Origin of the sequence: Paraburkholderia sp. GAS206C (assembly GCF_050435645.1) — a bacterium.
GTDB lineage: Bacteria > Pseudomonadota > Gammaproteobacteria > Burkholderiales > Burkholderiaceae > Paraburkholderia > Paraburkholderia phenazinium_B.
Genome location: NZ_JBNDKR010000002.1, coordinates 380,981 through 406,891 on the forward strand (window position 1 = coordinate 380,981; position 25,911 = coordinate 406,891).

Sequence of the window (25,911 nt, forward strand, 5' to 3'; positions counted from 1 at the left end):
CAGCAACTGGCGCCGTGCGCCCGCGGGTTCAATCAGAACTGCGGGCCTGCGGCGCCCCACCCGGATTCGATGCAGTCCCGCTCCGATGTCCGGGCAGAAGCAGTCGGTCCCTATCGATACCACGCAGCACCGTGAAGAGGCGCTCATCATGTTGATGGCAATTAAACGAACCGCCAGCTACGCTCTTTCTGGCGAAGCTACGGCCGACACGGTCACGGCGATGCGCGACACGCTCGACAACAACCGTCGCGGCGTGCGTGCTCTATTGCCATTCGCGGGTCCCGCGGTGATCGCCTCGGTCGGCTACATGGACCCGGGCAACTTTGCGACCAACATCCAGGCCGGCTCGACCTACGGGTACGAACTGCTTTGGGTGGTGCTGGTCTCGAGCCTCGTGGCGATGCTGTTTCAGGCGATGTCTGCGAAGGTTGGCATCGTAACCGGCCGCAGTCTCGCAGAGCTGTGTCGCGACGAGTTTCCGCGTCCGCTCGTCATAGGGATGTGGATCGCTTCGGAAATTGCCGCCATGGCGACCGATCTGGCCGAATTCATGGGCGCGGCGATGGGCATCTCGCTGCTTTTCCATCTGGCGATGGGATGGGGTCTGCTAATCACGGGCGTCATCACGGTCGGCATCCTGACGCTCGACAAAAAAGGCTTCCGTCCGCTCGAAATCGTCATCGCCGCACTGATCACCGTTATCGGTCTGAGTTATCTGTGCGAGCTTGTCATTGCGCCGCCTGACTGGCATGCCGCGATCTTTCATACTTTCGTGCCCCATCTTCACGGCAACAATGCCTTGATGCTCGCGGTGGGTATCGTTGGCGCGACCATCATGCCGCATACGATTTACCTGCACTCGGGTCTGACGCAGAACCGCGCGCCCGCACGCAACGATTATCAACGCCGCAAGCTGGTGCGTTTTTCGAACCGCGAAGTGGTGATCGCATTGGGCTTCGCTGGCTTCGTGAATCTGGCGATGGTGACCATGTCCGCTTCCGTCTTCAGCAAGAAGGCGCCAGGCATTTCCGACATCGCGGTGGCCTATCACACCCTGACTCCCGTTCTGGGCGCCGGTGCGGCCGCGCTGTTTCTCGTCTCGCTGCTGGCGTCGGGCATCTCCAGTTCTGTCGTGGGCACGATGGCCGGCCAGAACATCATGCAGGGCTTTGTCGGATTCAAGACACCGGTACTGCTTCGACGCCTCATCACGATGGTGCCGGCCGTGATCGTCTGTATGACGTGCAATCCCATGAACGCCATGATCGATAGCCAGATTGTACTGAGCATCATCCTGCCGGTTCCGCTCGTCGCACTCGTCGTCCTCTCGTCGCGGCGCTCAGTGATGGGCGGATTTACGGCGGGCCGCAAGCTGACCGGCACTGCCGTCGTCGCCACCGGCGTGATTCTGGCCCTGAACGTGATGCTTATCTGGCAATCCGTCGTCTCGTAAGAGTGCACGGGTGCGAAGGGCGACCTCGTGGCGGGCGCTCATGGTGGCAATCGTTTGTGTTTCTCGAGTCGCGCCGTCAGGAGGTGGAAGATCCATGCCCGTATGCACCTTGTCGATCCCCGTGAAATGCTCGAGCCGCTCGCCGCCCTCGTCGAGAAGAAACTGCCGGAAATCGACGGCCGAGGGTGGCAGATGGCGGTCCGCGCGATGGACCACGCACCAGTGGCGCTTAAGCGGAAAACCCTGCACATCGAGTACCTTGAGCAAACCAGCGCGTACTTCGGACTGAACCGCCTGCGCCGACAGAAAGCTGATACCCATGCCTGCCATGACCGACTGCTTGATCGCTTCGGCGCAACCGATCTCCATGAAACGCGGCGACGATGCACGGCTGCGGAACGTATCGTTAGCAGCACTGCGCGTGTCGGTACCGCTCTCCCTGACGATCAGGCATTCGAGTGCGATGCGCGCAAAGGGAATGTCCTGTTCGTCAGCGAGCGGGTGTGTCGGGGCCGATACCAGGACGAAGGAACTCGGTGCGAACGTCTCGGCCAGGATGGCCGGGTCATCTGGCGCGTGCACCATCACGGCGAGATCTATCTGGTCGCTTCGCAGCAGGCCGATGAGCTGATCGCGACTACGCACCGTCAGGTCGAGATCGATATGGCTCCTGCCCTGCATGAATGCGCCGATCAGACGCGGAAAGAAATAGCTGCCCGAGGTAACCAGTCCAACCCGCAGACGCTGCGCGTCGCCGCTCCGCAGGTTCGCTATCGACTGCTCGGCGGCTTTCAGATCCGCCAGAATCACCATGCTATGACGCAGTAGCAGCTTGCCAGCCTCGGTGAGCAGGATCCGCCTGCCTACATGGCTAAACAGCGGCAACCCCGCTTGATCCTCCACCTGCTTCACCTGCATCGACACGGCCGGCTGCGTGAGGTGCAAATCTTCGGCTGCCCGGGAAAAGTTCAGATTGCGCGCAACGCTTTCGAAAGCCTTTAGTTGTCTGATTGTTATATTTTTCATATGAAGTCATGTCTCCTATATTGGAACATATTGACTCCTCCAACAAACTCCGGAGGCACTGCGTCGCAGTTTAGCCTCGGCGGCGAATTGCCGCATGCAACAGCGTGTTACGTTTGTAATCGCGACTCGTAGAATATGATTTAACAGTGCATATATCAGCGTTGACGGACTACCAAACCTCGCGGTCAGTTGCCACTCACCCTGATCTCCGGCGTAGACAACGCCCCTTCGGTAAGCTGCCCGGATGGCAGGTACTTCGGTATCGAGCGCACGTGTGTGGACCACTGCAGATCAGAATGTTTCCCAGTCCGCCTTTCCGGTATCCTCAACGGTAGCAGCGTGCCTGTCAGCCTTCGGCTTTTGCGGCTCCGTAGGACGCACGCGAGGAACCTTGGGCGCGGGCAGACGAGGCTTGCTTTGCGGAATCGCGACGTGTGACGCGAATTGCCCCGTATCGGCTACCTTGAACACGGCCACGGCATCCTTCAGACTGATCGCCTGCTCTTCAAGTGACTGAGCTGCGGCGGCAGCCTGCTCGACGAGCGCAGCGTTCTGTTGCCTGACTTCGTCCATCTGGCTGACGGCCTGATTGACCTGTTCGATGCCGCGGCTTTGCTCTTCGGACGCTGCGGCGATCTCGCCGACAATATCCGAAACCTGTTTGATCGCCTGCTTGACCCGGCCCATCGTGGCGCTCACTTCTGTTGCCTGCTGCGCGCCCTCGTGGATCGTTGTCACGGAAGAACTGATCAGTTCCTTGATTTCCTTGGCAGCGGCGGCCGAACGCTGAGCCAGACTGCGAACCTCACTGGCTACGACAACAAAGCCTCGGCCCTGCTCACCAGCACGCGCTGCTTCAACAGCAGCGTTCAGCGCGAGAATATTCGTCTGAAAGGCAATGCCTTCAGTCACACCGGTGATCTCGGAAATCTTGCTCGAACTGCTGCTGATCTCCCCAATTGTCCCGACCATGGACTGAACCGAGTCGTTACCTGCATCGGCCATGTCCGTGGCAAGGGTGGCCAACGAGTTCGCCTGGCGGGCGTTGTCAGCGTTCTGCTTTACCGTTTCGGTCAACTGCGTCATGCTGGCCGCGGTTTCTTCCAGTGAACTCGCCTGCTGCTCCGTACAGGCGGAGAGATCGGTATTGCCGCTGGCGATTTCACGCGAGGCCACCGTGACCGATTCGGTGGTGGCCTTGATTCCGCGCACCGTATCGCTGAGTTGCCGGTCCATTTTCTTTAGCGCATCCAGAAGTTGCCCGGATTCGTCGTGTGAAACGTTGACAATTTCATTGCCGAGCTTTCCGGTCGCGATGTGATTTGCGACATCAAGCGCGGTTTACAGCGCCGTTGTTACCGAGCGAACAACACGAATACCAACGATCATGGCCAGCAGCGATACAAGAGCCACGATCGCAATAGATAGAAAGCGCAGGTGACTCGCGGCCGTCTGCTCGTCAATGAGCTTTGCCTGTGCAGCGGACTGCACATGCTGTTTCATCGTGGTCAATATGCTGAACACCTGATTGGCATTCTCTTTGACTTCAAGCCGATTAACCTCCGCTCCGCCTTTGATGTCGCCTGCTTCGATTCGCTCGACCTGGTGCTTCATGCCGGACTGCATGCGCTGGTATCACCGGTAATGTAACCGCCGTCAAAACAAAACCCCTTCTCCGTCGGCACAGTCTGATCGTCGCGATAGCGCACGTCCCTGAAAAGCGACCCGTCCTTCGGCATCAGCTTGGGAAGGTAATCACTATCTGCCTGGGTCCGCAAGATATACATGTTCGAGCCGGCACGCGCGTACCCTTCGACGTCAAACGAGAGCTCAACGTTCGGGACCTCAACACCGCTAAAGGCAAGTATGCGCGAGTTCTGGTCCGGCGATTCGGCCAACTGCAACCCGGAGGATTTTGTCTGAGCGTTGCCATTGCTGGAGCCGACACGTCTTTTCGTCCGTAGTTCATTCTCCCGGGCCGCAACCTTCGCCTGAAATTCCGATTGACTCACATTGCGAACGGTTTGAATCTTGTATCCGTCGTACGCAAATTCCTGTGCCGACACCTCGTTCTGGGTCGGTACTGAGATGACGAAATGCCCAATACACCAAGGACTCTAGCCATCCCATAGCACCCTCAAGCTTTTCCTATTACTTCGGATCACGCAGCAGCCATGTATCTCATTGCGCTTTTCCGATCTATCGTTGATTGGCTTGCTCAAACACTGGCCTGTCAAACAAGAGTTGAGACGGCAGCAAGCGCCTTGTCCCCAACCACGATCTTGCAATGGGTATATCCCAAATCGATGAAGGCATAGAGTTCGATGCCTACCGTCGACAATTGACACCCGGCTCCGATTAAAGCCTAAATCACGTACTTGACGACGATGCCTTGGTCGTGGCCAGCGCGAGCACGGTGGAACAGCACGTGTCGACCGAGGTTGGTGCGCTCGTCGTAGTTCGCTATGGCAATCGGCAGATCGGGTACCTCGCTGACCGATGCCGCCTCTTCGCATGTGCCGGTGGCGTAACCGTAGCGCGCGAGTAGCTGGGCGACGAACTCGCCCGATGTCGAGTAAGGGCCGCGCCCCGGATGCCCAAACCGCTCGATTGCGACATCGCGCACCGCTTCGAGCGTTGTATCGCAGATCGTGGCAATGACCGCGAACGCGCAATCGAAGTCGCCCCTCTGCTGCACGTGTCGGTAAGCCGGTACGAAGCCGGCTCCGATCATGGTCACGGTCGTTGGTATGGTTGGCATGGTCAATACTCCGACGGGAACAGCAGCGTTGTCGCGCTGCGGTCGGCTTCGGTGATGAGCCACACCCGTTCCCCTGCGATTTCATACGCTGACAGGATGCGTGAGCCGTGCTGTACGGCCAGCTGGTTCGACCTTGCATCTTCGGCTCTGGCGGCGCGACTACTTCCCGGCCGCTTTGGTGTTCATGGCATGAATTCCGATTGCCCAGTGACCAGCGATATTCTTGAAGTTCGTTCGAACGCGGTCAGCCGGCTTACACCAAGGCGCTGGATCAAGTGCGTACTCGATTGTCGAGCCGGAGGCGTGCCTTGCCTTTGCGCGATGCCACAGCACGTGTCGGCCAACCTCCATGTCGGCGTTGTAGTTGACCATCAGGAAGGCAACGTCGGGCATATCCGCCACACGACCGATTTCCTTGTACACCGTCGCGACGACCCCCAACTGGGCAAGCAGCGCTGCAATCTGTGTCTCGCCGAGGTAGTAAGGCCCACGCGCGGGATGCTTTGTCTTGGCGATAGCGATGTCCCGCACTTCTTCGATTGTCTTCCCCGAAAGCATCGCGGCACATGCGAAGACGTCGTCGAAGTCATTGGTCTGCGCGATGAAGGTGAACGCAGGCGTGAAGGTGGTGGGCGTGCTCTCGACCGTCGTTGGAATGGCGATGGCTGGCATAGAGGATTCCTTAACAAAATGAAAGCGCGCAGCAACGCCTGCCTGGCGGCATCGGACATCCGTGTGGGCTGGTTGAACTCGACTCGACCGGATCGCCCCTGCGCGATGCGCCGGGGCGGCGCTCTCCCCACGCTGACGCGTGGGGAGAGCGCCTCGATCCGGGCGCGACGGTGCGCGCGAAGCGATCGTGGTATGCGAACGCCCTGACCTTGCAGAGAAAGGAAGCAAGAGTCCGCGCGCGGGTCAGGCGTGGACTTTCGCAGTCAGGTCAATCCCGAGTGCCTTCATGACCGCAAGCGTCGTTTTCAAGGTTGGGTTGCCACTTTCACTAAATGAGCGGTAAAGCTGCTCGCGCGACAAACCAGTCTCGCTAGCAATCTGTGCCATCCCTCGGGCGCGCGCCACAACGCCGAGCGCCTTCGCAATGTAACCGGCGTCTCCCGTCTCAAATGCATCGGCCATGAAAGCCGCGATTTCTTCGTTATCAACCAGGGCAACAGCCGGGTCGTAGGTAGTCAGTTTTTCGGCCATTTCATTTGCTCCATTCCTGAGCCAGTTTTTTCGCCGTAGCGATGTCGCGTGCCTGGGTACTCTTGTCGCCACCACACAACAGCACGACTAGTGTGTTGCCGCGTTGGTGCACATAGACACGATAGCCAGGACCGTAGTGAATCCGCAATTCACTCACCCCTTCTCCGACCGGCGCTATGTCGCCCGAGAGTCCCTGGGCCAGTCGAAACACCCTGGCCGCGATCATGGTTCGCGCCCGTCGATCCCTGAGCCGGGACTCCCACAAGCGAAACGTTTCGGTCTGTTTGATCTCGATTGCCATAACATCATTGTAGTTTATAAACTACTGCGTGTCAAGTCGCCCCTAGACAGAATGGCACTTACTTAAGCCCGAGGAGCGTGCCCATATTTTCGGACGCGCTCGCGTGCGATGTGACGAGGCTCTTTCAGCCATGGATAAGACTTCGGTCTTCGTTTTCGCATTCGTGGTTCGATACGACCGGGGCGATTCCTAACGCGAGCCTGCGCGATCAGCCTGAACAGGAGACTCTGGCCGTGAGTTGCCGTCAGCCCCCTGGCCAGCCATTCAGTCCATAGCTGCACGGCGTGCTTGAAACTCAGTGTTCGCGGATCGGTGGCGTAGTGGCTGGCAGCCTGGGCCATTAGCAGCCGAATCACGTTGTAGGCCAGCAGATGGACCCAGATCTCCTTCTCGTTCATGTGGGCAGTTTGGCAATGCAGCACATCCATGCCCATCGTCGTCTTGATGTTACGTAGATCCAGTTCCACGTTCCAACGCCTGGCATACAACTGCGAGAGGTCTTGTTTGCTGGTCTTGCGTGCATCAAGCATCGTGGTGACCAGTACCCGGTGATGCAGTCTGCATTCGCGCACCATCAGTTCATCGGGGAAGGCCTGGTACTGATCACGCGTCATCCAGGCGGGGCACTGCCGGGGTTTGGGCCACGTCACAATGTGATCGCGCGTGCCCAGGGACTTGCCTCGCCGAAAATCGGTGCGGCGTGCCCCATGCTGTTCCATCACGACATCCGCCCCGGCGGCGATCATTGAGGCCATCAGAAAGTAGTGGCAATACAACGCATCGGCGACGATCACGTCACCTCGACGAAATGTGTCTTGCAGCATGCGAAACGCCGTCAGCTCCCCGCTGCCTTTGCCCGCGTAAGTGCCCAGCGCCGCCTGCAGCACTGCGCCGCTTGCCAGACAGATCACCGCAACCAGATAGGCCAACGGAAATCCCACCCCTTCGGCCTGAGAACTGGCCTGCGCGAAGCGGGCCTGGTTCGACGGCGTATCGGGCATCGAGATCCCTGTACCGTCAACCAGCTTGACCGGGCGCCCGCGCCACTTCCAGGCCGGGCACAGCCTCAAGCGGGGTCGTGGCCGAAGGCGCCATCTTCACGCGGACCCCGTACGTGCCCGGACACGCATTACTCGACGGAGGGCGCACGCCTTCTTGCGCTATCGATTACTGAACAATATGCGGCCTCGATAGCCTTGTCGTTCAGAACTGCCTGAATCACATCCGCGATGTCTTTGATCTCAGGCTGCGTCGATTGTGGCCAGACAATACATAGCGATAGCGGGTTTGCCGCGCTCGGAACGGGAATCGCACGACTCTCGAAAGGCCCTTTTTCATGCAAGGCGAGTTGCTCACTCAATGCGTCGCGCAGGAGCTCGCCAAGAGAATTTCCTTCATCGTCACGCTGGATTGTCAACAATGGCGTAGCCACAAGTGAATGCGGACTTATGGCAATCACGATCCCATCCATCCCCCCCTCATCGTCCACTTCACTCTGGACAGGACGACCCGCGTCCCCCAACCGGTATCCTGATTGAAGCAGGGAGCCCGCCAGTCATTCTGCGCTTCGGCATACTCGCGCGTTGAGCGGATATGTGCCGCTTCGTTCTCGACCCGCCTGATCCGCTCGGAAAACTCAGTTTGCCCGTGAAGCGTCGTGGCCGCATCGTCGCGTGCGCACAGCTCGGCGAGCGCACGCGGCAATGGCCGCCTGACGATTGGACGGTCCAGCTTTCGCATGTGGTTCAGCACCTGCAGGAAGCGAACATGCTCATCGATTTTCCCTTTCATTTCCATTTCGTAGTCCTCACTGACTTGGTAAGAGATCCAGATCTCGGTGACCGGGTGGAGAGTCGCCCGGTTGAAATCCATTGTGAAGGAAGATTTGAAAAAAATTTTTATGAAAGCGTACCGACTTTGGGGTGCTTTTCGGTTTCCTGCGGTCCTCATCGTGTGCTAACGGCACCTGATATATCCGCGGCATGCCCCAAGCCACTGCACAGCTGGCTCGCTTCCGGATACCCCGATATATGGGGTCACATCATTCGAAATCGGTACTTCGTAGGGTAGGCGGATTGCCCATGGCGCGTGTTCACCCGGACTAACTTCGATTGCGTGGAGCGTCGGTACGCTTTCCCTGTCGCACGGTGCGACAAGCGGCCCTTGCTGGGCAAGGAGATCGAACTGCCTTGCTGTACAGATTCAGTCTGGCCCCGTAGGGGACCATAGCTGGGTCACCCCCTCTTTTTAACGGTTCCATATCAAAGGCCACGTGCCCGGCGGCCTACTTTGACGGCCATGCAGATGTGCCATTTACTCCGATGTGGCTGGGACCCACAAACCCGCAGGCGGTTTCGGCGATCGAGAAATCACGAGGTGCCGGGGGTACATCGAATCGGGCTAACCCAAGGCGTCGCCCCGCTTCGGCCCGGGTTAGTTATCGCGCCCGGCGGCAACCTGCCCAGACCGGCGGGGTGAACTTTTGCAAGGTCTGAGTAAGAGCGGCTCACACCGGAGAGCTGCGACGTACCGGCAAACACGAGTCGGCAAGTTCGGAGAAGCAGCGGTCAAGTCAGGCGCGGGCCAAGCGAGCACACATCGCAAAGCCGCCGCTTTCTCTTCAGGGGGAAGAGCCGCGGGCAAGCGCACCCCGCCCGCCAGTGTTGCTGTGACTACGGCCGCGAAATCGCAGGGGCGCAAAAGTGTCAAAGCTGTCAATCAGCAACAACGCGTGTCCCCGCGTAGTCCCGGACTGCAAACGGCCGGTGCATGGCGGCACGTTTGCGCTTGCGATGCCAATAGACCATGTAGAGTCCGCACCGCGTATGGTGCGGACTCTACATGGCGGAACTACACGCTATCCGTTGCCTCGCAGCCAGCGCACAAAGTCAATCAAGGGCCGGATGCAATCAAGAAACAAGGCGCCGCACTCTGTCCAGAAGACATACCAGTACTTTCGAACACTTTGCATGATTTATCCTCGACGGATTGGAAAATTTTCATGTGACGCCGCTGCTAGCGAATGTATTCGCCACATACCTTCGAGCAGCTTTTGAGGCATGTCTGGTACGCGGAATTCACCGTCGGCAATGCCGGTGGGGAATGCGAAATCCATAGCGCTGCAGCAACGATGCCGCTACCAGACGCTGCGGCCGCAACCGCAAGCATCAGCAGTGACAGATCGTGATCGTCGTGGCGAAAAAAATACCCCCACAACCTACGAACACATTTCATAAGGACTCCGATTTATATTTCACATGGAATGCGATCATCAGATAGTGGACGCCCCACTGCCTGTCGCAATTCAAGTGTCTGCCACCGATTGCCAGACGCAAATGCACGCGCGCGTCGCCCTGGTTCAGGATCGTGGCCCGACGCTTCCGATCTCGAAGCAAGGTGCTATACAGCGGTTTGGCTGGAGCCGTGCGTGCGCCGTCACGGCGACTCACTACACGTGGCATTGCCTTGAGTGCACGACAGTCAGTACCGTAAGGACGGTGCCGTGAGCCCTGGCACGGCACGACGTGGATATCGACTCGACGCCTGTTCGCCGGATGTACCGCCAAGGAACAGTACGCCGGATCCATAGGGGGCTCGCGCCATTTTCCTGCCCTGCCCAAAATGCCTGCGTGAGGGCGGATCGGATGAAGCGCCACAACCCCGGGGCCTGTGCTGGGAGAAGCCATCGCCGTTTCCGTAAATACGATCAGGCCAGCGACACGTACAGTGGTCAGTTCCGGCGCTGAAGCTCGAACCGCAGCTAATGGCACGCCCGGAAGCCGAAAGGTGTGGCCTTGCATATCAACGCGTCGCCGATGTATCGACGTTCTCGGCAAACACCGTGCGCGCCGCGACAGACACGTCGCTGACGCGCAACTGTGCGACTGCTCCCCCGCAGTGCGCGAACGGCGGCAATATTGATTGTTTTTGCGATAACCGCGTCGGCGTCTGCAATCGACCTGCCGTCAAGCACCACGACGCAGCGATCGAGCACGCCGAAGCGACGGTATATCTGTTACGTGTCATGTTCGCCAGCTTCCGGTTCGCGTACAGACGCATGTCCTCGCGCTCCGGCACGTCGAAGCGGATTTTCTCCTCGAAGCGTCCACCACGTAGCACCGCTTTATCCAGGCGATCGTAGTGATTGGTCGCCGCGATATACATCACGTCACGAGCCTTTCCTTGGGCGCCACTCAAGGACGTGAGGATCTCGTTAGCCAAAACCTCAACGTTCGAGTAACGACGCTCCAGCAGCACGGGGTCCGCCTCGTCAATGAACACAATCACGGGACGGATATCGCTGGCTTCTCGCACCAGTTCGCCCCACGCACCCGGCTTGCCGATGAGTCTGGCGGCTGTGGTCGACAGGAACCCCACCCGCTCGCCTGAGCGATCGCCATCGCTGCTTCCGTCTTGCCGGTGCCCGGAGGGCCGAAGAAGATCACGCCCGAGGGGAGGCTGCCCCCCATCTTCTCCAGGTTATGGACCTGCTGCATTTTGTAAGCCATATCACGTAGAACGTCGCGTGACTCAGCCGGCATGATGATCTCCTCAATGGACTTCACGCCCACCGGCAGCCTGCCCTTGCGACCCTGCAGCAATCGCATCGCCTGCATCCCCAGCTCAAACGTCACCCTGCCCACCCGAAACCTGCCGTCCCTGCTCATGTCCGCCAACTGGCCACCCACGCTCGCGAGGCGGCTTGCGCTAAAGCCGTCCCAACGCTCTGCCAGACTCGTGACCACGACGGGATCCACCACCGAAAAACCAAGGCTTTCGCCGATCGACCTGCGCAGGATTGCCACACGCGCTTCCATATCGGGTGCCGGCACTTCAATCTTGAAATCGAAGCGCCCTTCGCGGATCGCAGCACGATCAAGCCTGTCGATGAAATTTGTGGCTGCCACCAGCACCACCTGCGTACCGTGCAGGCTGGTGATGTTCGTTAGCATCACGTTGGCCACATCGGTATCCATCGAGTGCGAGCGCAAGCCATCGTCACGCGGTTTCGCCATTGAGTCAAACTCATCAAGGAAGAGGACGCATACGCCGATGCGACGTGCAGCCCTGAACATCGCGTCGATCTTCTGCGGAGTCTCGTTGATCCACTTCGACGCGAGGTCACCATAGGTGATTGCCACGAACGGCACCTTCAGTTCACCAGCGAGGGCTTCCGCGAAAAACGTCTTGCCGTTGCCGGGTTCCCCAAATAGAAGGACCCCATTTCCTTTGTCTCGAGCGCCATGAATAATGCTCTCACCAGCCGCCAGTAAACGTCTCTTCGTCTCAGCCATACCGATCAGGTCGGCAAACCGGTAGCGAGGCTGACGCACGTTGTCGTCAAACGAATAAGCCGGCTGCGGTACCTGCACCGGATCACGTAGCGCCTGCGCCGCAGCCCCCGTATTCGCAGCGGTCCGGTCCAAGCCGGGCCGCCCATTGCGCCAGTTGCGTCGCATCATCATGGCGACGGCGGCCATGGTCCAGATAGCCACACCGTATCGGCTGAACGTGCTTGAGGCGATCACGAGCCGCAGCATGCCCGCGCTCAGGATAAGGACCGCAACCAGCGTCCAGCGCGAGCTGTGCCGGTCCTGCACCCACACCGCTGCCGCCGCAATGACGGTAAGTTCCAGTAACTCGCGGCACGGATCAAAGCCCATCCGGTGCCCCGCTGTAAATGAATGCGTAATGGCGACCATAAAAAGTCCCACGAAGAGCCAGCGCAGCACAAAGCAGGCGGGATGATTGAACCCGTTCATTGATTCACCTCAGTTGGTATGTCGGAGGCCAACAGCAGCGCTCATCGTGCAGCGTTACCGTTGCCGTCAATTGTTCCCGGAGCCAGCGCACGTCGTGCAGCGCCGGGCAAGTTTTAGCGGCGCGGAACCGGGTTCCACTGTCGCAGCGGCTTTCTGATACGCTTTTTTAGCGTGCGCATGCGTGTGGTGAGACGTACCGGCTTAAGTCTGCGCCGCTTCCAGCGTCTTTCCGCGTGTCGCAGCCGACCAATCCGACGTCTGAGATGGCTCGCGAGTCGCTGGCGCCAGAGTTCGATGACTTCCAGGGGGACCGAAGCCGGGATAAAGGCAGTAAGCTTCCGCTGCTCATCCTGATGGCTTCCTCACCGTTTTCCACAAAAACGGATGTCTTCATTTTCCTTAATACTCCTATTTATATAACTTACGTTCACCATCTGATCTGACATGCCAATTCGGCACTGTTCAAACGACGGGGTCACTTGCAGCGCGTCTGTTCGCGCACCAGGTGCGCCGCCCATATCGAGGTCGCTACACAACCCCTGACAAACTCGCGGACCTGGCTGAACAAGAGCTCCGGTTGCATTCAGAAGGCGCTGCCGTGAACCGCTCAGAGAGTCGGCCTACAGAAGCAGCCCGTTTGCACAACGTCATCAGGTGAAGCGGCTAGCCCAAACCGTCCAGCATGATGCGACACAGAGTTGGTGCTTCAACCGATAATGGTGTTGCGCGGTTCGGATGAGCCAACCGTCCGATACGAACCTTCCGCCTGAGGTCTAGTCACGGCTCCATTCATACATGGCCAGGAGGGCGTGCGGTCGGGTCTGTGCAACCCACGCGGATCGGAACAACAGAAGCGCAAGCTGCCTGCAAGACATCATGAAAGACACATCGCTGCTGGGGCGCCACCTCTTGCCTCAATGTAGCCTCGGTGTTCCGGCGGTGTGAATTCCAGGCAACGCGTCAGGAAGTGAGCTCGCATCGTTAGCAAGCATCAGCCATCCGACGACATTGCCAAGTGCGTCACGCGGGAACAGAAAGAGCGCCCAATATGCAGTGACGGATCCACATCCGTCCGCACCACCTTTTTCCGGTACGGTGCCGACGCGATACGCACCTTCCACGTCGATGCACGCTCCGCAGGGCAGAGTTCCGTCTTCCTCCACCGACTCATATTCCAGTCGCACGATCAGCACTTCGCCTGTGTCCTTCGGAGTGCATGGCATTTTTCGTTCCGCGTTCATCAGGCCCCCCTTTCCTTATGTCCGCGATGTGGAAACTGCAATATGACGCGTATGCCGCTGAAACCGAACAGGTAGCTTGCGTCACGGTCGAGGTCGAGAATTTCAAGGTCGAGGAGGGCTTCCAGGTCGCGCATGACCGCCGTCTTTTCGCGAGCCTGGAGCGACGCGATCGACTCCGCCGTCATTGGGCCTTCTTCCCGAAGCATCGTGACAATCTCCATCCGCTGGACGGTCAATGCCTCTAGCAGCCGGGCCGGATCGTCAAACAACAGGAACCTCGAACCGCGAGACCGCACGCTACTGCACGATGCAGTGCTTTCTTGTGCGCGATCGAACGGAACGTTTGCGAGGATGAGAAAATTCATGGTCAATCCTTTTGCATGAGCGGAACGCACGCGCTCGTCGGCGCACGTTTCGCAGTGTCATGTGAACCCGAGAGATCAAACAGTCGCAAACGGAACAGCCGGGCCGCCCGGCAATCGCGAAAGCGTCAGGCATCGCTGTCAATGACTGCGAATACGGTGTTACACGGCCACAGAAACCACCCGGGCGATGACCGGTAGCGGGGCTCATCGGCGAAACAGGCTGGAGAACTCTTCACAACTGTCGTCGACAATCTGGTAGACCTCTTCAGTCCACTCAGCCCTGCTTGACCAGAGCTCAAGGGCGAATGCCAACGTGAACACCGACGTAACGAATTTCAGCATGTCGAGAAGCACGAACACGGCGCCTCTTCCACCATGTCCCAGGACCCACTGCAGTGTGTCGATACCCCAAGTGATCAGAAACCACGACAGCAATGAGAAGACGTGAGGAGCGGCCAGACTGAGCACGCCAACGCCGTTAATAAGCCAATGAACCGGGCGTGGCAGTTCAGCGTAAGCCGAATTGACGACAGAAAAGCGGGAGCAACGTTGACGTTTCTGCATGTGATTTCTCCTGGCTGTTGTTAGAACACGATCGTGCGTTCGTCGATCGAACCCACGAACCCAGTCTCAGGTACGCCGGCAAAAATGCAAGTCAACAACAGCGTTTCGGAAAGCAAAGCAGTCTGCACAGCAACGAGATGGTTTGCGGTGTCGTCAAAACGATGAAAAGAGAACAAGTCTCATGGGTGGCCAGGGCAGGAAAGAAATGCGGCCTGAGAGAACCTGACTATGGCGGTTGAGCGGTACGCCCGGGCGAATCCGCAGCGCACCCTTGAACACCGCTCGCACACGGATTTCGCCAGTGAGCAGATTCGCCAACCTATGGTGATCACATGTCCGGTCATGCGAGGCAAGTCCAGATCGTGCAGCCCGAAAGCGGTCCCGTTGGGGAAATTGGGGAGCAGCAATGGAAGCCGCGTCAGGCACCTCTTCGATGCAGATTCGGTATGCACGATCGACGCAGGTCGCTGGTTTGAGCCGGCCGACCCTCCTGTGCCAGCACAACCCCGGCGCGACCGAGCAGCGGTAACTCGCGGTCATCGCGGGCGTTGAGGCGATCCGCCTGGATTGAAAGCAACCTGCCTGCGTCGGGCATGCAAACCGGCTTCCCGTATAGCCCGTCAGCAACGATGGCGGATAACCGTTTTCTTTTTGCGGTTCATCGAGCATCGGACAAAAGCCGTTTTGTATTCGTCAACTGACGTGCCTTCGTCTAACAACGTTTTCACTACCGCATGAACGGCGGCCACCCGGTGACCATAGCTGTCATTTTTATTCCTTTGGGTCCATTTGCTGAGCGCGCGCAGGCGGAGGCGCTCCCTTCATCGACCGTCAGGCAGATCGCTACCATCTCCGTTCTCCCCCTACGAAAAGCTACCTCTGTTCAACCCACACGGCGTGAGTTTTACCTGGGCATATCAGGTCCGGCATATGCCAGCGCGCAATCTGGATGGTCGCATCGTCCCTCATGTGAGAGGCCGCGTACTCGCCATCCGGATCGTTCAGGCCTTCGACTGTACCCTTCGCGCCAGTGCATTTGGCTAGGGTCGCCTTCACAACCATCTCCCACGCTGCCTACAACGGTGCGTCATCGGTCAGCGACGGCGGAAGCAGCGGGCCCAACCATCGCGCGGTAGCGAACCAAGGTGCGCGCAGATCAATTCCGTCAGGTTTGCCGAATTGCTCGGCTTCCCATCGATCTTTGCCTTGCCGCTTTTTTTGTGATGTCGAGCTCCATCTTCAGGCGAGACACTTCCGCTCTCAACCGCGCCAGTTCCATCTGCTCTGGACTGACCGGCTTCGCTCCGGCTCCGACCAGTTTGCCTTCCCTGTCCGCCTTGACCCAGTTGTGAAGGGTCTGCTGCACCACGCCCAGCGTCGCTGACACCGCAGTCAGACTTTGGCCGTTCTTCACCAGCCGGACTGCTTCCAGTTTGAATTCGAGCGTGTACTGCGCCCGCTTTGCCTTGACCGTCATCGTTTCTCCTTGCTTGAGTTTACACACTCAGCAAGGGATTCGTTTTTCGGGGGCAAGGTCAAGAGGAATGTTCGCGGCTTCGCCCGAACGTCTTACCATATTGACTCGTAAATCAACCTACCCCGTCTTATCAATAACCGTAGCCGACCAACTACTGTCGCTTTGAATGCCCAGGCACAGTGGTCCGCAAAGGTGCCGGCCCCGCTTCGCCCTCCCCTCGATCGCCCGGAGCCCGCCTCACGGTCAGTTGCCGTTCACGCGGATCTCTGATGTCGATAGCGCCCCCTCGTTGATCAAAAGTCCGATTCCCCCGTTTTCATAAGGCTGCATGACGTCGCGAACCGAGAACACGGATTGTCCCTCGATCGAGCACCCGATCTGGTTACCATTCAGCGTCACCGACATCTGATAGGGCCGCTCGAGCGCCCACGCGTACGCCTGTTCTGCGAGCACCGTCCGCTTGCCGTCCCTGACCTTGACGAGGCGCAGATAGCCATCGCGCGATAAAAGCATGGCGTAAAAGCGGCGCAGTCCCTGAACCCGAAATGCCAATCCACCCTCATGCCCCAGATGGACGGCGATACTCGACGACACTGTGTAATCGCCCCACTGCCGCGTGCCGTGAATGATGATGCCTTCGCCCACGCTTTGCGAGATGCGGAACGCAGCCGGGAAATTCTTGCTGAAGATGCTCACGCTGTTGATCCAGGCGAAGCGCCAGAAATCGCCCCCCTCGTCGGGACGACGCAGACGAAGCTCAGGCGGTCCGTCAACCCGCAGGTAGTCGACCAGCACCGTCCCCCTCGCCTGAGGGGCGGCGGTCGTCAGACTGAAGCCGATCTGCTGGATCGGCTGGCCTCCGGTATCGGGCAGGCGCCAGCGCAATAGCGTGCTTTGTCCCGGTGACAGCGTCTGTGGCTCACCGTCGATCGTGTTCAGCGTATCGCCCTTGCCGTAGACCTTCACCCGCAGATTGACGGACACCGGCGCCGCGTTGTCAGGCTCGGCGGCAAGCTTCGTCTCGATCCATTGCCCCGAGTAGACGAGCGGCGTGGCCATCAACTCATACACCGGCATTTGCGGCGCATTGGATGGCGAGAAAGTCGGCGTCATCGCCGCGAGCGTCTGACCCGGCGCGAGCGACTTGATGCGCAAGGCGAGCGCGCCATCGCTGTTTTCCACGCTCAATGCGCCCGGCGAGCCCTTCCCGGAATCGGCCTCGAAACCCTGCACGCTGCCCGGCAAGGAGAAGTGGAAAAGCGCGCCGTTCTTCGGTGCATCCGGGGCGGGCATGCCCGCGAGCTGGTAGCCAAAACCCGCGATCTGATACGCGATTCGTACCGCATCGGTAACCGCGCTGCCGCCGTCGGCTGAAGAGATCAGCATCCGGTCCGCGATGGGGCCGCGCCAGTCAGGTCCCGCATCCACCCCCGCGAGACCGAGCTTGATACCCAGCAGACAGCCGAGATTGCCCGAATTGCAGTCGGTGTCCCAGCCGGACGTGTTGACGATCATGAGCGCCTTTTGCAGATCGTCTGGTGCGTAAAGCAGACTCATAATGATGAGCGCGTGATTGGGCACCACATGGCAGTTGCCCGGGAATTTGTCGTAGCCGTAATGATCCTGGATGCGTTGCCGGCAATCGCGCCACTCCGGCAGTTCAGCGCGCCAGTGGCGCACGTCGCTGATCAGGCGGGCGATCAGACTATCCTTGGGAATCACGGAAAGTCCGACTTCAAGCAGATGCTCGACATCGTCTGAAACGAAAGCCTCGGCTTCCATGGCGGCGAGCAGTTTCGCCGCATGCACGGCCTCGCCGTCGTGACTCACCGTGGCGGCCTGTTCTGCGAGGCGCGCCGCTAGTTCGGGCTGGCCAGGCGAGACCATGGCCCAGCCGTCGATGAAGATCTGCGCACCTATCTGCTCCGCGACGGTTTGCCCATTGACCTCAATGGAGCCACTAGCGGGTGCCGGAATGCCGCGCTTGAGGTTCAGCCACGCGGTGTGCTCGCTGGAGTTCCCGCTGCCGCCCCACCAGAGAATCGCCCGGTTCTCGACGATATTGTTGAGCCAGGTCTTGCCGATTTCCTCGGACGAGAGTTCCGGCTTGACGCCATGCTCATCGAACGCACGCAGAAACGTGAAGGTGCCTGCGACGTCATCGTCGGTCACGACAAGCGGGACACCTAGGCGGTCGTGCACGTAGTACTCGATGGTCCCGAGTTCGGCCATGATGCGCTGATGAGTCCAGTTCTCAAAAGGCCGGCCAAGGAACACGCCGATCAGCTTGCCCAGGACGCCGGCATAGACACGTTCAAGATAATCTTGCTGAAGAGACATGAGTGGCACCTCTCAATACGATACGGTTGACGACAGTGCGAAAGGCGAAGCCGCTCGCACAAGACAGTACGATGCAGCCGTGGCCTTCAGCCTTTGACCGATCCGCTCGCCATGCCTTCGATAAAACGTCGTTGCATGACAAGAAAAAACACGACCATGGGCGCGACGATAAGGAGCGCGGTGGCCATGATCTCGCCCCAGTCGCTGCTGTACTGACCGCCCATCGAGTAAAAGCGGACCACGGCGGTCTGCACGGGATGTCCCTGCAGGAAGGTTGTCGCGATAAGGAATTCATTCCAGGTGTTCATGCCGGCGATCACCGCCACGGTGAGCAGCCCCGGCGATACGAGCGGCAGCGTGACGCGGCTGAACACCTGCCAACGCGTCGCACCGTCCATGATCGCAGCCTCTTCGATTTCCACCGGAATCGCCAGAAAATAAGTACGCAGCAGAAAGATCGAGAACGGACTGTAGATCGCCGTATAAATCAACGAGGTCGCGACGATGCTGTCCAGCAGGTTGAGCTTCGCGAAACCGAAATACAGCGGGAACAGGTAAAGCTGGATAGGCAAGGTAGTGGTAGCGAGAAAGTACGTCGCAATCCAGCGCGAGCCGCGCACTTTCTGCCGGGCGAGTGCATACGCCGCCATCGATCCAGTCGCGCAGATCAGCACGATCGTCAGACCGGTCACTTTCACGCTGTTTAGCAGCGACCTCGCCATCTCCGCGTCGCGCCATGCCCGCACGAAATTGATCCACTGCGGCACATGCGGCAATGCGAGCGGATTGGCCACGATTTCTGCGCTCGTCTTCAGCGCGCTTACGGCCATCAACGCAAGCGGGAACAGCGCGATGGTGGCACCTAGCGCGAGGATCACGTAGGTGATCGTCAGCGTGCCCCGGCTTATCGCATGGTTCACGATTCAAGCTCCCGTTGCTGAATGCGAACATAGAAAATCGTCGCCACCAAACCGAACAGGCTGATCACGAGCGCCACCGCAGCAGCGGGCCCCATGGTGAAGTTATAGAACGCGTAGCGATAGGAGAGCGTCGAGAGCACTTCACTCGAAAACGCGGGGCCCCCTTGCGTCAAAACATAAACGAAGTCGAACGCAAGGAACGACCAGATCACGGTCATGATCATCATCAGCACGACGGTGGGCCGGATGGCCGGCAGCAGGATGTAGCGCATCAGCTGGAAGTAACCGGCGCCGTCGAGCCGGGCCGCTTCAATCTGCGCGGGATCGACCTGCCGGAACGCCGCAAAAAAGATCACGGCGAGAAATCCCCACCAGTGCCAGAGATCCACCGATGCAACAGCCAGCAATGCCGTCGACGGATGCGCAAGCGGGTCGTCGAGGTGTACGCCGAAGACATGCAGCCAGCCTATCAACCCGCCGTCCGGGTTGTAGATCATCCCTTGCCAGATCCGCGCAATGACCACGGTGGCGATGATGGCGGGAAGGAAATAGACAATCTGGAAAAAGGTTCGTCCGCGCCGCACCATCAGCAGCAGGGACGCAGCAACCAGACCCATGATGATCGGCACGGTGAGGAACAACGCGGTCCACTTGACGTTGTTCAGAAGCGCCGAGAAAAACACGGGATCGGCGAACATCGCGCGGAAATTGTCGAGCCCCGCGAACACCGGATCCGACGTGCCGTCCCAACTGACAAACGCCATGGCGATCGTGAGCAACGCCGGGATCAGGATGATCAGCACGTTAATCAGCAACGCCGGCAAGAGAAACCACATAAGGTCAGCTCACAGTGGCATTTCAACGTTTCAACGGGACAGCGCGACAGTCTCGTGACCAACGCGCGCGGCGGCAACTCCTCGGCAACCCATCAGCGCGGCGGCAATGGCGGCACCTTGCCCTCCTTGAGTTCCTTCGCGAAGGTATCCTGCATGGTTTGCAGATATTGCGCGACGGTGATCTTGCCGAGCCAGACCTGCTCGATGCCGCGGATCAGATAATCCTCGGTCGCGGGCGGCCAGTAGGTCCACGTCGTATAGCCGTAGTTTCCATCACGCACGCCTTTCGAAAACGACGTCACCGTGTTCGCGAACAGCGGCGAAACGTTCTTCTCGAGCTTGGCGGCATCCACCGACGTCAGCGGCAGGTTCCAGTCGCCTGGCCAGTCCTTGCTGATCTTGTCGTAGAACGCATCGGAGTACATATAGTTCAGGAAAGCGGCGGCGGCGTCCGGATTGCCTGAACCCTTGTTGATCGACATCGTGCTGCCGATGCCGATCTCGTACGTCGGGTAAGGCACGCCATCACGCAGACTCGGTAACGCGACGACGCCGAGTTGCTGGCCGGTCTGCGCGAAGGCTTTGGTCATGAAGTCGAACGAGAACGTGCCGTTTGGCGCCATCCCGGCCTCCCCCTTGGCCAGGCGCAAAGCCTGCTGGTCGCTCGATAGCGAGAAGTAGTCCTTGCCGAACCAGCCCTTCTGGTACCAGTCGTTCAGCATGCCAATTGCCTGCTGGAACACCGGGGCCGTCCACGGCAGCTCGCCTTTCAGCGCCTTGTAGACATTGTCCGGCCCCGCGAAGTGATTGAGCACGACCGTCACATGCCATTCGTTCGCGTCGCGCCAGTCGCCGTTGCCGACCGAGAACGGCGTGATGCCCTTGGCCTGCATCGCTGCCGCGAGTTTGTTCAGATCGGCAAGCGTCTTCGGCGGCTGCCAGCCGTTTTTATCGAACAGCGTCTTGTTGTAGTAGAGCACCATCGTCTCGAAGGTGCGCGGCAGCACATAAATGTGCCCCTTGTAGATACCGGCCTTCAGCGCCGGCGCAAGGATGCGCTGGTCGAGGTGATACTTCTGGATGTAGCCATCGAGCGGAAGAAGATGCCCTGACTCGATCAGCGGGAGCGCATAGGTGGGTCCGGGCGTCATCACGATGTCCGGCCCTCTGCCGGCGAGGACGGCCATACGGATCTGCTTGTCGCCCGCCCCGCCGGATTTGACATCGAGCGTGAGCGGGCTGCCGGGATTCGCGGCGTTAAACGGGTCGACGAGGTCCTTCTGCAGGATGCGCTGCTGATCCGGCGTGGCGCCGCGTTGATACCAGAGCGCGACCGGATCGCCGGCGAAAGCAGACGGCGTAGTAGCCGGCACGAGCACGGAGAGCATCGCGCAGATCAAGGCGACGCGCCGCGACGCCGTGACACGAGATTTACCCACTATTGCTGTCATCTTCATCGACGTCTGCTCCTTGATAGGCTGGATCTGTATCGCCGCGCCGGGGTGCTCAGGTGCTCAGGTGCTCACGTGGACTGGCGCGGTACGACTTCGAATGGCATTTCGCGGTGACGCCCTGGCGTGTTTTCGGGCAGTTCGGTGAGCCGCTGCAGCATCATGTGCGCGGCCACCTGCCCGAGGACGTTCTGAAACTGGTTGACGGTGCTGAGCGCCGGCGTGAGAACTCGCGCAGCAAAGATATCGTCGAAGCCCATCACGGCGATGTCCTCGGGAATGCGGTATCCGGCTTCCCGAATCACAGACATGGCGCCGATCGCCATCAGGTCGTTGGCCGCAAAAAGCGCGCTCGGACGGTCTGCACGCAGCAGCACTTCACGGGCCGCGCTACCGCCGGCCTCCTCGTCGAAGCCGCCGTGAACGACGATATCGGGCACAAGACCCGCTTCAAGCATGGTGTTGCGGTAGCCGCGCGCCCGATTGTCCTGCGGGCCACCGGTGCCCGTGATCATCGTGATACGTCTGTGCCCGCGTTCGAGCAGATAGCGTGTGGCCGCCGTCGCCGCCGCGACGTTGTCGACGAACAGATTGTCGATCGGCAGCGGCCCGCTTTTCTTGGCCGAGGTTTCGATGCGCAGGACCCCGACATTCGCGCGCGTCAGCGGTTCGAACTCTGTCGCCCGCAACGCGAAGAACACGCCGATGATGCCGTCGACCCGGCCCTGCATGCCCCATTGAAGAACGCGGCGCTCACGGTCCGCGTCGGACTGGGTGTTAAGCGCGATGACGTCGTAACCGGCGTCCTCGGCTGCGACCTGCACGCCACGCACCAAGGCGGGGTAAAAGGGATTGGCGATGTCCGGTACCACGCAGGCCAATGTCATCGTCCGCTGTGTCCTCAGCGCCTGGGCCAGCATGTTCGGCATGTAACCGAGCTCCCGCGCGGCTCTGAATACGCGCTCGAGCGTATCCCCAGGGAACGATTGGGTCGTCGAGTTGCCAAGGATGAGAGACACGGTGGTTTGCGACACGTTGGCGAGACGGGCTACCTCGCGCTGCGTCGCCCGCCTTGATGGCGTTGGCTTCATTTCCGCAATAATTCGAATTAGTAATTCGTATTAGTCGAAACATATCACTCGATTCTGCGGGGTGCAACAAGGAAATACCCAGAGAGAACCCGAAAAGTGAAAGGAAAATGGGGAACGCTCAAGGCGTAGAGAAGGGGACCGTTCGCAGCTTCCGAGTCAGTCCCCCGCAGGATCAGCGATAGCGGGCGCCGCCATCGGCATCGATAACGACGCCGCTCAGGTAAGAGGCTCGGGCGGATGCCAGAAACGCCACGAGGTCCGCCATCTCTTCCGGTTCCGAGGCACGCCCGAACGGTAAGGTGCCGAGCAGTTCCTTCCAGCGCGAGGCGTCGCCGAAGGCGCTTTGCGCGCGGTCGCGGTACAGCTTTTCGAGCCGCTCGGTCGTGCACGGGCCGGGATTGACACCCACCACCCGCACGCCGCGCGTCGTCGCATGCACGCCGACCGCCTGGGTGAATGCGACCAGCGCGGCATTCGCCGTGGCGCCAAAGATATAGTCCTGCCGCGGCATCACGCCGGCGATTCCGATGACGTTGACGATCACGCCGCTGCCACGCTCCATCATCGACGGCAGCGCGAGCTTCGCGAGATCGATGTAGCCGAACAGCTTGAGCTCCCAGCTCGAGCGCCACACGGCTTCGTCGACGGCCTGCAGGCCGCCGCCTGGAATGGCGCCGGCATTGTTCACGAGTATGTCGAGCGGGCCGGCCGATCCCAGTAACGCCGCACGGGCACCGGCATCGGCGAGATTCGCCGCCGTGGTCCGCACCGGCACGCCGTACGTCGATTCGAGTTCGCCGCGTGCCGCTTCCAGCGCCTGGGCATTCGAGGAGACAAGATGCACCGCGCAGCCTTCCTTGATGAGGGCTCTGGCGCAGGCGAGGCCGATGCCACGCGAGCCGTCCGTCACCAGCGACGACTTGCCACCGAGTTCCAGATCCATCGTTACTCCTTCGTTAGTTGTGCCTTCCATATCGGACGTGGCAGATTGCCCACTTCTCTTCTTTTCCCTGCTCAGTCGCCGCGAAAGTTCGGGGCGCGTTTTTCGGCGAAGGCGGCGCGGCCCTCGGCGTAGTCATGACTTTGCGCCGCCTGCTCCAGAAGCCTGGTGACGACCTCGTCACGCAGCGCGCCGTTGCCGGACGCGAGCGCGTCGAGCATCGTCTTCGAACCGGAGATGGTGAGTGGCGCGCAGTCCTTCAGCTGAGCCGCAAACGCCTGGGCCGCCGCGAGTACGTCGTCGGCGATTTCGTCAATGAAGCCGATACGCAGCGCGCGTTCAGCATCGAACTTCTCGGCCGAATACAGGATGCGTTTGGCATTCGCAAGCCCGACCAGCGACAACAAGCGGCGAGTCCCGGCGATGCCGTACACGATCGACAGCCGCGCCGCCGGAATCGCGAAGCTCGCGCCCGGCACGGCGAAGCGGAAGTCGCACGACATCGCGACGTTGCAGCCGCCGCCCATGCAGAAGCCGTTGATCGCGGCAATGGTGGGCTTCGGACACGCGGCGATCCGGTTGCAGCAGCCTTCGTAAGCGTGTTCGTACTCGAGTGCCTGCGCCGCGTCGGCGCGCACGGTGCCGAACTCCGAGATGTCGGCGCCCGCGCAGAAGCTCGTGCCATTGCCAGTCAGGACGATCGCGCGAACGTCGCGCCGCTCGCCCAGCGCGTCGAAGGTTTCGCCAAGGCGCTGCCACAGTGCGAAGGTGAGCGCATTGCGGCGCTCGGCGCGGTTCAAGGTCACACGCGCGATGCTGTCTTCGAGCGTGACCTGAATGGCATCGGCGGATGCCGTCGTCTGGTTTTGCATGGAAACGTCCCCGTTGATTTCGATCAGTTGGCTACAGCGGCGGCGACTTGCGGGCTCTGGTGCGCCGCGCCCGAGCTCAGCAACGACTCGATCTCGCCATCGGCGAAGCCGAACTCGCGTAGCACCTCAGCAGTATTCTCCCCGACCCGAGGCGCTGGCGCATCGGCGAGCGTCGAAGCGCCGTCGAACAGCACCGGCAGGCCAAGACCGCGCATGGTGCCGCCGTCCGGCGATTGCACGTCGACCACCATACGCACCGAGCGTGTCTGCTCGTGATCGAGCGCTTCACCGACCGTTTGCACCGGTCCGCATGGCACCTGCGCGGCTTCGAAGCGCTCGGTCCACGCAGCGCGCGTGTCGCGGCCAAGTTCGGCGTTGATCAGGGTCTCGAGTTCACGCCGGTTCGCGAGCCGGATATCGGGCGTATTGAAACGGGGGTCCTCGAGCCACTCGGGATGACCGAGGACCTCGGCCACGCGGCCCCAGTTCGTTTCGTTGGCGCCGCCCAGGGCGAGACCACCGTCGCGGCATTTGTAAACCTGGTACGGTGCGATCAGCGGATGCGCGGTGCCAGCCGGCTTCGGCACGATGCCACGCGAAAAATAGGCGGCCGCGTACCAGTACATCTGCTGCATCGATGCCTGCAGAAGCGAGGTGTCCACGCGTTGCCCGCAGCCCGTGCGCAGCCGCCGGATGTACGCGGCAAGCGAACCGAACGCGGCAAGGATGCCCGCATTGACATCGGCGATCGAGACACCAGGCTTGACCGGCTCGCCGCCCTCCTCGCCGGTCACGCTGATGAGGCCGCTGAAGGCCTGCAGGATCAGATCGAAGCCGCCACGCGACGCGAGCGGCCCCGTGCGGCCGTAACCGGTGATCGAACAGTAGACGAGCGCAGGATTGATCTCGCGCAGCGCCTCGTAGCTGAGGCCAAGACGCTCCATCACGCCCATGCGAAAATTCTCGGTGAGGATGTCGCTGTCGGCGACCAGCCGCAGCAGCGCGGCGCGGCCATCGGGATGCTTGACGTCGAGCGCGATCGAACGCTTGCCGCGATTCAGGATCATGAACGACGGCGGCAATCCACTGTCGCCCTCGCGCCGGTAGCGGCGCGCATCGTCGCCCTGCGGATAGCGCTCTACCTTGATTACGTCGGCACCGAGGTCGGCAAGCATCAGCCCGCAGGTCGGGCCGGCCATGATCTGTGAAAGTTCGAGGACCTTGACGCCGGCGAGCGGCTGGTCGAGATCGGTTGAGGTCGAAAGCATGTGAAGTGACTCCAGGAAAATGGGGGGCCAGTGGTAACCC

At 60.2% G+C, this 25,911-nt stretch carries 23 protein-coding genes and 3 pseudogenes; 1 reads left to right on the forward strand and 25 read right to left on the reverse strand.

Annotation, left to right across the window (positions count from 1 at the left end; genetic code table 11):
- Window positions 1-148 precede the first annotated feature (148 nt).
- Entirely contained in the window at window positions 149-1,453 is a 1,305-nt protein-coding gene (locus tag P3T20_RS06110) for an Nramp family divalent metal transporter (protein WP_429286667.1), read from the forward strand.
- On the opposite strand, the gene P3T20_RS06115 is transcribed toward P3T20_RS06110, so the two are convergent.
- From P3T20_RS06115 to P3T20_RS06235, 25 genes and pseudogenes are all read right to left on the reverse strand, one after another.
- Window positions 1,340-2,479 (reverse strand): LysR family transcriptional regulator, encoded by a 1,140-nt coding sequence (locus P3T20_RS06115; protein ID WP_429286379.1) that lies wholly within the window; start codon window positions 2,477-2,479, stop codon window positions 1,340-1,342. The two genes, P3T20_RS06110 and P3T20_RS06115, sit on opposite strands and share 114 nt — an antisense overlap.
- A 291-nt stretch (window positions 2,480-2,770) precedes the next feature.
- Window positions 2,771-3,817: pseudogene (locus P3T20_RS06120) on the reverse strand (methyl-accepting chemotaxis protein); the annotation flags it as partial.
- 3 nt (window positions 3,818-3,820) lie between these two features.
- Window positions 3,821-4,093: a hypothetical protein gene (locus P3T20_RS06125; RefSeq protein ID WP_429286380.1), complete on the reverse strand. Its 273-nt coding sequence runs from the start codon at window positions 4,091-4,093 to the stop codon at window positions 3,821-3,823.
- Window positions 4,090-4,584 carry a hypothetical protein gene (locus P3T20_RS06130; RefSeq protein ID WP_429286668.1) on the reverse strand — a complete coding sequence of 165 codons (495 nt, stop codon included), beginning with the start codon at window positions 4,582-4,584 and terminating at the stop codon, window positions 4,090-4,092. The genes P3T20_RS06125 and P3T20_RS06130 overlap by 4 nt, the downstream gene beginning before the upstream one ends.
- 260 nt (window positions 4,585-4,844) lie before the next feature.
- Entirely contained in the window at window positions 4,845-5,240 is a 396-nt protein-coding gene (locus P3T20_RS06135) for a hypothetical protein (protein WP_429286381.1), read from the reverse strand.
- A gap of 159 nt (window positions 5,241-5,399) precedes the next feature.
- Window positions 5,400-5,912: a hypothetical protein gene (locus P3T20_RS06140; RefSeq protein WP_429286382.1), complete on the reverse strand. Its 513-nt coding sequence runs from the start codon at window positions 5,910-5,912 to the stop codon at window positions 5,400-5,402.
- Between the two features lie 243 nt (window positions 5,913-6,155).
- Complete coding sequence (locus P3T20_RS06145) at window positions 6,156-6,443, reverse strand: addiction module antidote protein (RefSeq protein ID WP_429286383.1); 288 nt, start codon at window positions 6,441-6,443, stop codon at window positions 6,156-6,158.
- Between the two features lies 1 nt (window position 6,444).
- Entirely contained in the window at window positions 6,445-6,744 is a 300-nt protein-coding gene (locus P3T20_RS06150; protein ID WP_429286384.1) for a type II toxin-antitoxin system RelE/ParE family toxin, read from the reverse strand.
- Window positions 6,745-6,806: 62 nt separating this feature from the next.
- Window positions 6,807-7,796, reverse strand: a pseudogene (locus tag P3T20_RS06155) (IS4 family transposase); the annotation flags it as partial.
- A 77-nt stretch (window positions 7,797-7,873) separates the two neighbouring features.
- Complete coding sequence (locus tag P3T20_RS06160; protein ID WP_429286385.1) at window positions 7,874-8,215, reverse strand: hypothetical protein; 342 nt, start codon at window positions 8,213-8,215, stop codon at window positions 7,874-7,876.
- Complete coding sequence (locus P3T20_RS06165; RefSeq protein ID WP_429286386.1) at window positions 8,200-8,616, reverse strand: hypothetical protein; 417 nt, start codon at window positions 8,614-8,616, stop codon at window positions 8,200-8,202. The genes P3T20_RS06160 and P3T20_RS06165 overlap by 16 nt, the downstream gene beginning before the upstream one ends.
- 1,929 nt (window positions 8,617-10,545) lie before the next feature.
- Window positions 10,546-11,121, reverse strand: coding sequence for an AAA family ATPase (locus tag P3T20_RS06170; RefSeq protein WP_429286387.1), 576 nt, complete (start codon window positions 11,119-11,121; stop codon window positions 10,546-10,548).
- Complete coding sequence (locus tag P3T20_RS06175; protein WP_429286388.1) at window positions 11,028-12,506, reverse strand: AAA family ATPase; 1,479 nt, start codon at window positions 12,504-12,506, stop codon at window positions 11,028-11,030. Before P3T20_RS06175 ends, P3T20_RS06170 begins: the two co-directional genes overlap by 94 nt.
- 914 nt (window positions 12,507-13,420) lie before the next feature.
- Window positions 13,421-13,747, reverse strand: a complete 327-nt coding sequence (locus P3T20_RS06180) for a hypothetical protein (RefSeq protein ID WP_429286389.1) — start codon at window positions 13,745-13,747, stop codon at window positions 13,421-13,423.
- Entirely contained in the window at window positions 13,747-14,016 is a 270-nt protein-coding gene (locus P3T20_RS06185; RefSeq protein ID WP_429286390.1) for a hypothetical protein, read from the reverse strand. Before P3T20_RS06185 ends, P3T20_RS06180 begins: the two co-directional genes overlap by 1 nt.
- Window positions 14,017-14,316: 300 nt before the next feature.
- Window positions 14,317-14,676, reverse strand: a complete 360-nt coding sequence (locus P3T20_RS06190; protein WP_429286391.1) for a hypothetical protein — start codon at window positions 14,674-14,676, stop codon at window positions 14,317-14,319.
- A 1,210-nt stretch (window positions 14,677-15,886) separates the two neighbouring features.
- Window positions 15,887-16,153, reverse strand: a pseudogene (locus tag P3T20_RS06195) (transposase); the annotation flags it as partial.
- 243 nt (window positions 16,154-16,396) lie between these two features.
- Complete coding sequence (locus P3T20_RS06200) at window positions 16,397-18,493, reverse strand: ADP-ribosylglycohydrolase family protein (protein ID WP_429286392.1); 2,097 nt, start codon at window positions 18,491-18,493, stop codon at window positions 16,397-16,399.
- Window positions 18,494-18,579: 86 nt separating this feature from the next.
- Entirely contained in the window at window positions 18,580-19,413 is an 834-nt protein-coding gene (locus tag P3T20_RS06205; protein ID WP_429286393.1) for a carbohydrate ABC transporter permease, read from the reverse strand.
- Window positions 19,410-20,249, reverse strand: coding sequence for a carbohydrate ABC transporter permease (locus P3T20_RS06210; RefSeq protein ID WP_429286394.1), 840 nt, complete (start codon window positions 20,247-20,249; stop codon window positions 19,410-19,412). The genes P3T20_RS06205 and P3T20_RS06210 overlap by 4 nt, the downstream gene beginning before the upstream one ends.
- A gap of 92 nt (window positions 20,250-20,341) precedes the next feature.
- Window positions 20,342-21,706, reverse strand: coding sequence for an ABC transporter substrate-binding protein (locus tag P3T20_RS06215; RefSeq protein WP_429286395.1), 1,365 nt, complete (start codon window positions 21,704-21,706; stop codon window positions 20,342-20,344).
- A 65-nt stretch (window positions 21,707-21,771) separates the two neighbouring features.
- Window positions 21,772-22,791: a LacI family DNA-binding transcriptional regulator gene (locus tag P3T20_RS06220; RefSeq protein ID WP_429286396.1), complete on the reverse strand. Its 1,020-nt coding sequence runs from the start codon at window positions 22,789-22,791 to the stop codon at window positions 21,772-21,774.
- Between the two features lie 172 nt (window positions 22,792-22,963).
- A complete protein-coding gene (locus P3T20_RS06225) occupies window positions 22,964-23,734 on the reverse strand; it encodes a short-chain dehydrogenase/reductase (protein WP_429286397.1) in 771 nt (256 codons plus the stop codon).
- A 71-nt stretch (window positions 23,735-23,805) separates the two neighbouring features.
- The gene (locus tag P3T20_RS06230) at window positions 23,806-24,603 is read right to left on the reverse strand and encodes an enoyl-CoA hydratase-related protein (RefSeq protein WP_429286398.1); all 798 of its coding nucleotides are present in this window, start codon (window positions 24,601-24,603) and stop codon (window positions 23,806-23,808) included.
- 23 nt (window positions 24,604-24,626) lie between these two features.
- Window positions 24,627-25,871 carry a CaiB/BaiF CoA transferase family protein gene (locus P3T20_RS06235; protein ID WP_429286399.1) on the reverse strand — a complete coding sequence of 415 codons (1,245 nt, stop codon included), beginning with the start codon at window positions 25,869-25,871 and terminating at the stop codon, window positions 24,627-24,629.
- Between the last annotated feature and the right edge of the window lie 40 nt (window positions 25,872-25,911).

Excerpts from the sequence above, each read along its gene's own strand:
- P3T20_RS06145 (WP_429286383.1), bottom strand. The coding sequence starts at position 6,443 with ATGGCCGAAAAACTGACTACCTACGACCCGGCTGTTGCCCTGGTTGAT.
- P3T20_RS06165 (WP_429286386.1), bottom strand. The coding sequence starts at position 8,616 with ATGGATTTCAACCGGGCGACTCTCCACCCGGTCACCGAGATCTGGATC.
- P3T20_RS06175 (WP_429286388.1), bottom strand. The coding sequence starts at position 12,506 with ATGAACGGGTTCAATCATCCCGCCTGCTTTGTGCTGCGCTGGCTCTTC.
- P3T20_RS06115 (WP_429286379.1), bottom strand. The coding sequence starts at position 2,479 with ATGAAAAATATAACAATCAGACAACTAAAGGCTTTCGAAAGCGTTGCG.
- P3T20_RS06150 (WP_429286384.1), bottom strand. The coding sequence starts at position 6,744 with ATGGCAATCGAGATCAAACAGACCGAAACGTTTCGCTTGTGGGAGTCC.
- P3T20_RS06135 (WP_429286381.1), bottom strand. The coding sequence starts at position 5,240 with ATGCCAACCATACCAACGACCGTGACCATGATCGGAGCCGGCTTCGTA.
- P3T20_RS06220 (WP_429286396.1), bottom strand. The coding sequence starts at position 22,791 with ATGAAGCCAACGCCATCAAGGCGGGCGACGCAGCGCGAGGTAGCCCGT.
- P3T20_RS06215 (WP_429286395.1), bottom strand. The coding sequence starts at position 21,706 with ATGAAGATGACAGCAATAGTGGGTAAATCTCGTGTCACGGCGTCGCGG.
- P3T20_RS06225 (WP_429286397.1), bottom strand. The coding sequence starts at position 23,734 with ATGGATCTGGAACTCGGTGGCAAGTCGTCGCTGGTGACGGACGGCTCG.
- P3T20_RS06125 (WP_429286380.1), bottom strand. The coding sequence starts at position 4,093 with ATGAAGCACCAGGTCGAGCGAATCGAAGCAGGCGACATCAAAGGCGGA.
- P3T20_RS06140 (WP_429286382.1), bottom strand. The coding sequence starts at position 5,912 with ATGCCAGCCATCGCCATTCCAACGACGGTCGAGAGCACGCCCACCACC.
- P3T20_RS06180 (WP_429286389.1), bottom strand. The coding sequence starts at position 13,747 with ATGAACGCGGAACGAAAAATGCCATGCACTCCGAAGGACACAGGCGAA.
- P3T20_RS06230 (WP_429286398.1), bottom strand. The coding sequence starts at position 24,603 with ATGCAAAACCAGACGACGGCATCCGCCGATGCCATTCAGGTCACGCTC.
- P3T20_RS06235 (WP_429286399.1), bottom strand. The coding sequence starts at position 25,871 with ATGCTTTCGACCTCAACCGATCTCGACCAGCCGCTCGCCGGCGTCAAG.
- P3T20_RS06160 (WP_429286385.1), bottom strand. The coding sequence starts at position 8,215 with ATGGATGGGATCGTGATTGCCATAAGTCCGCATTCACTTGTGGCTACG.
- P3T20_RS06210 (WP_429286394.1), bottom strand. The coding sequence starts at position 20,249 with ATGTGGTTTCTCTTGCCGGCGTTGCTGATTAACGTGCTGATCATCCTG.
- P3T20_RS06190 (WP_429286391.1), bottom strand. The coding sequence starts at position 14,676 with ATGCAGAAACGTCAACGTTGCTCCCGCTTTTCTGTCGTCAATTCGGCT.
- P3T20_RS06200 (WP_429286392.1), bottom strand. The coding sequence starts at position 18,493 with ATGTCTCTTCAGCAAGATTATCTTGAACGTGTCTATGCCGGCGTCCTG.
- P3T20_RS06110 (WP_429286667.1), top strand. The coding sequence starts at position 149 with ATGTTGATGGCAATTAAACGAACCGCCAGCTACGCTCTTTCTGGCGAA.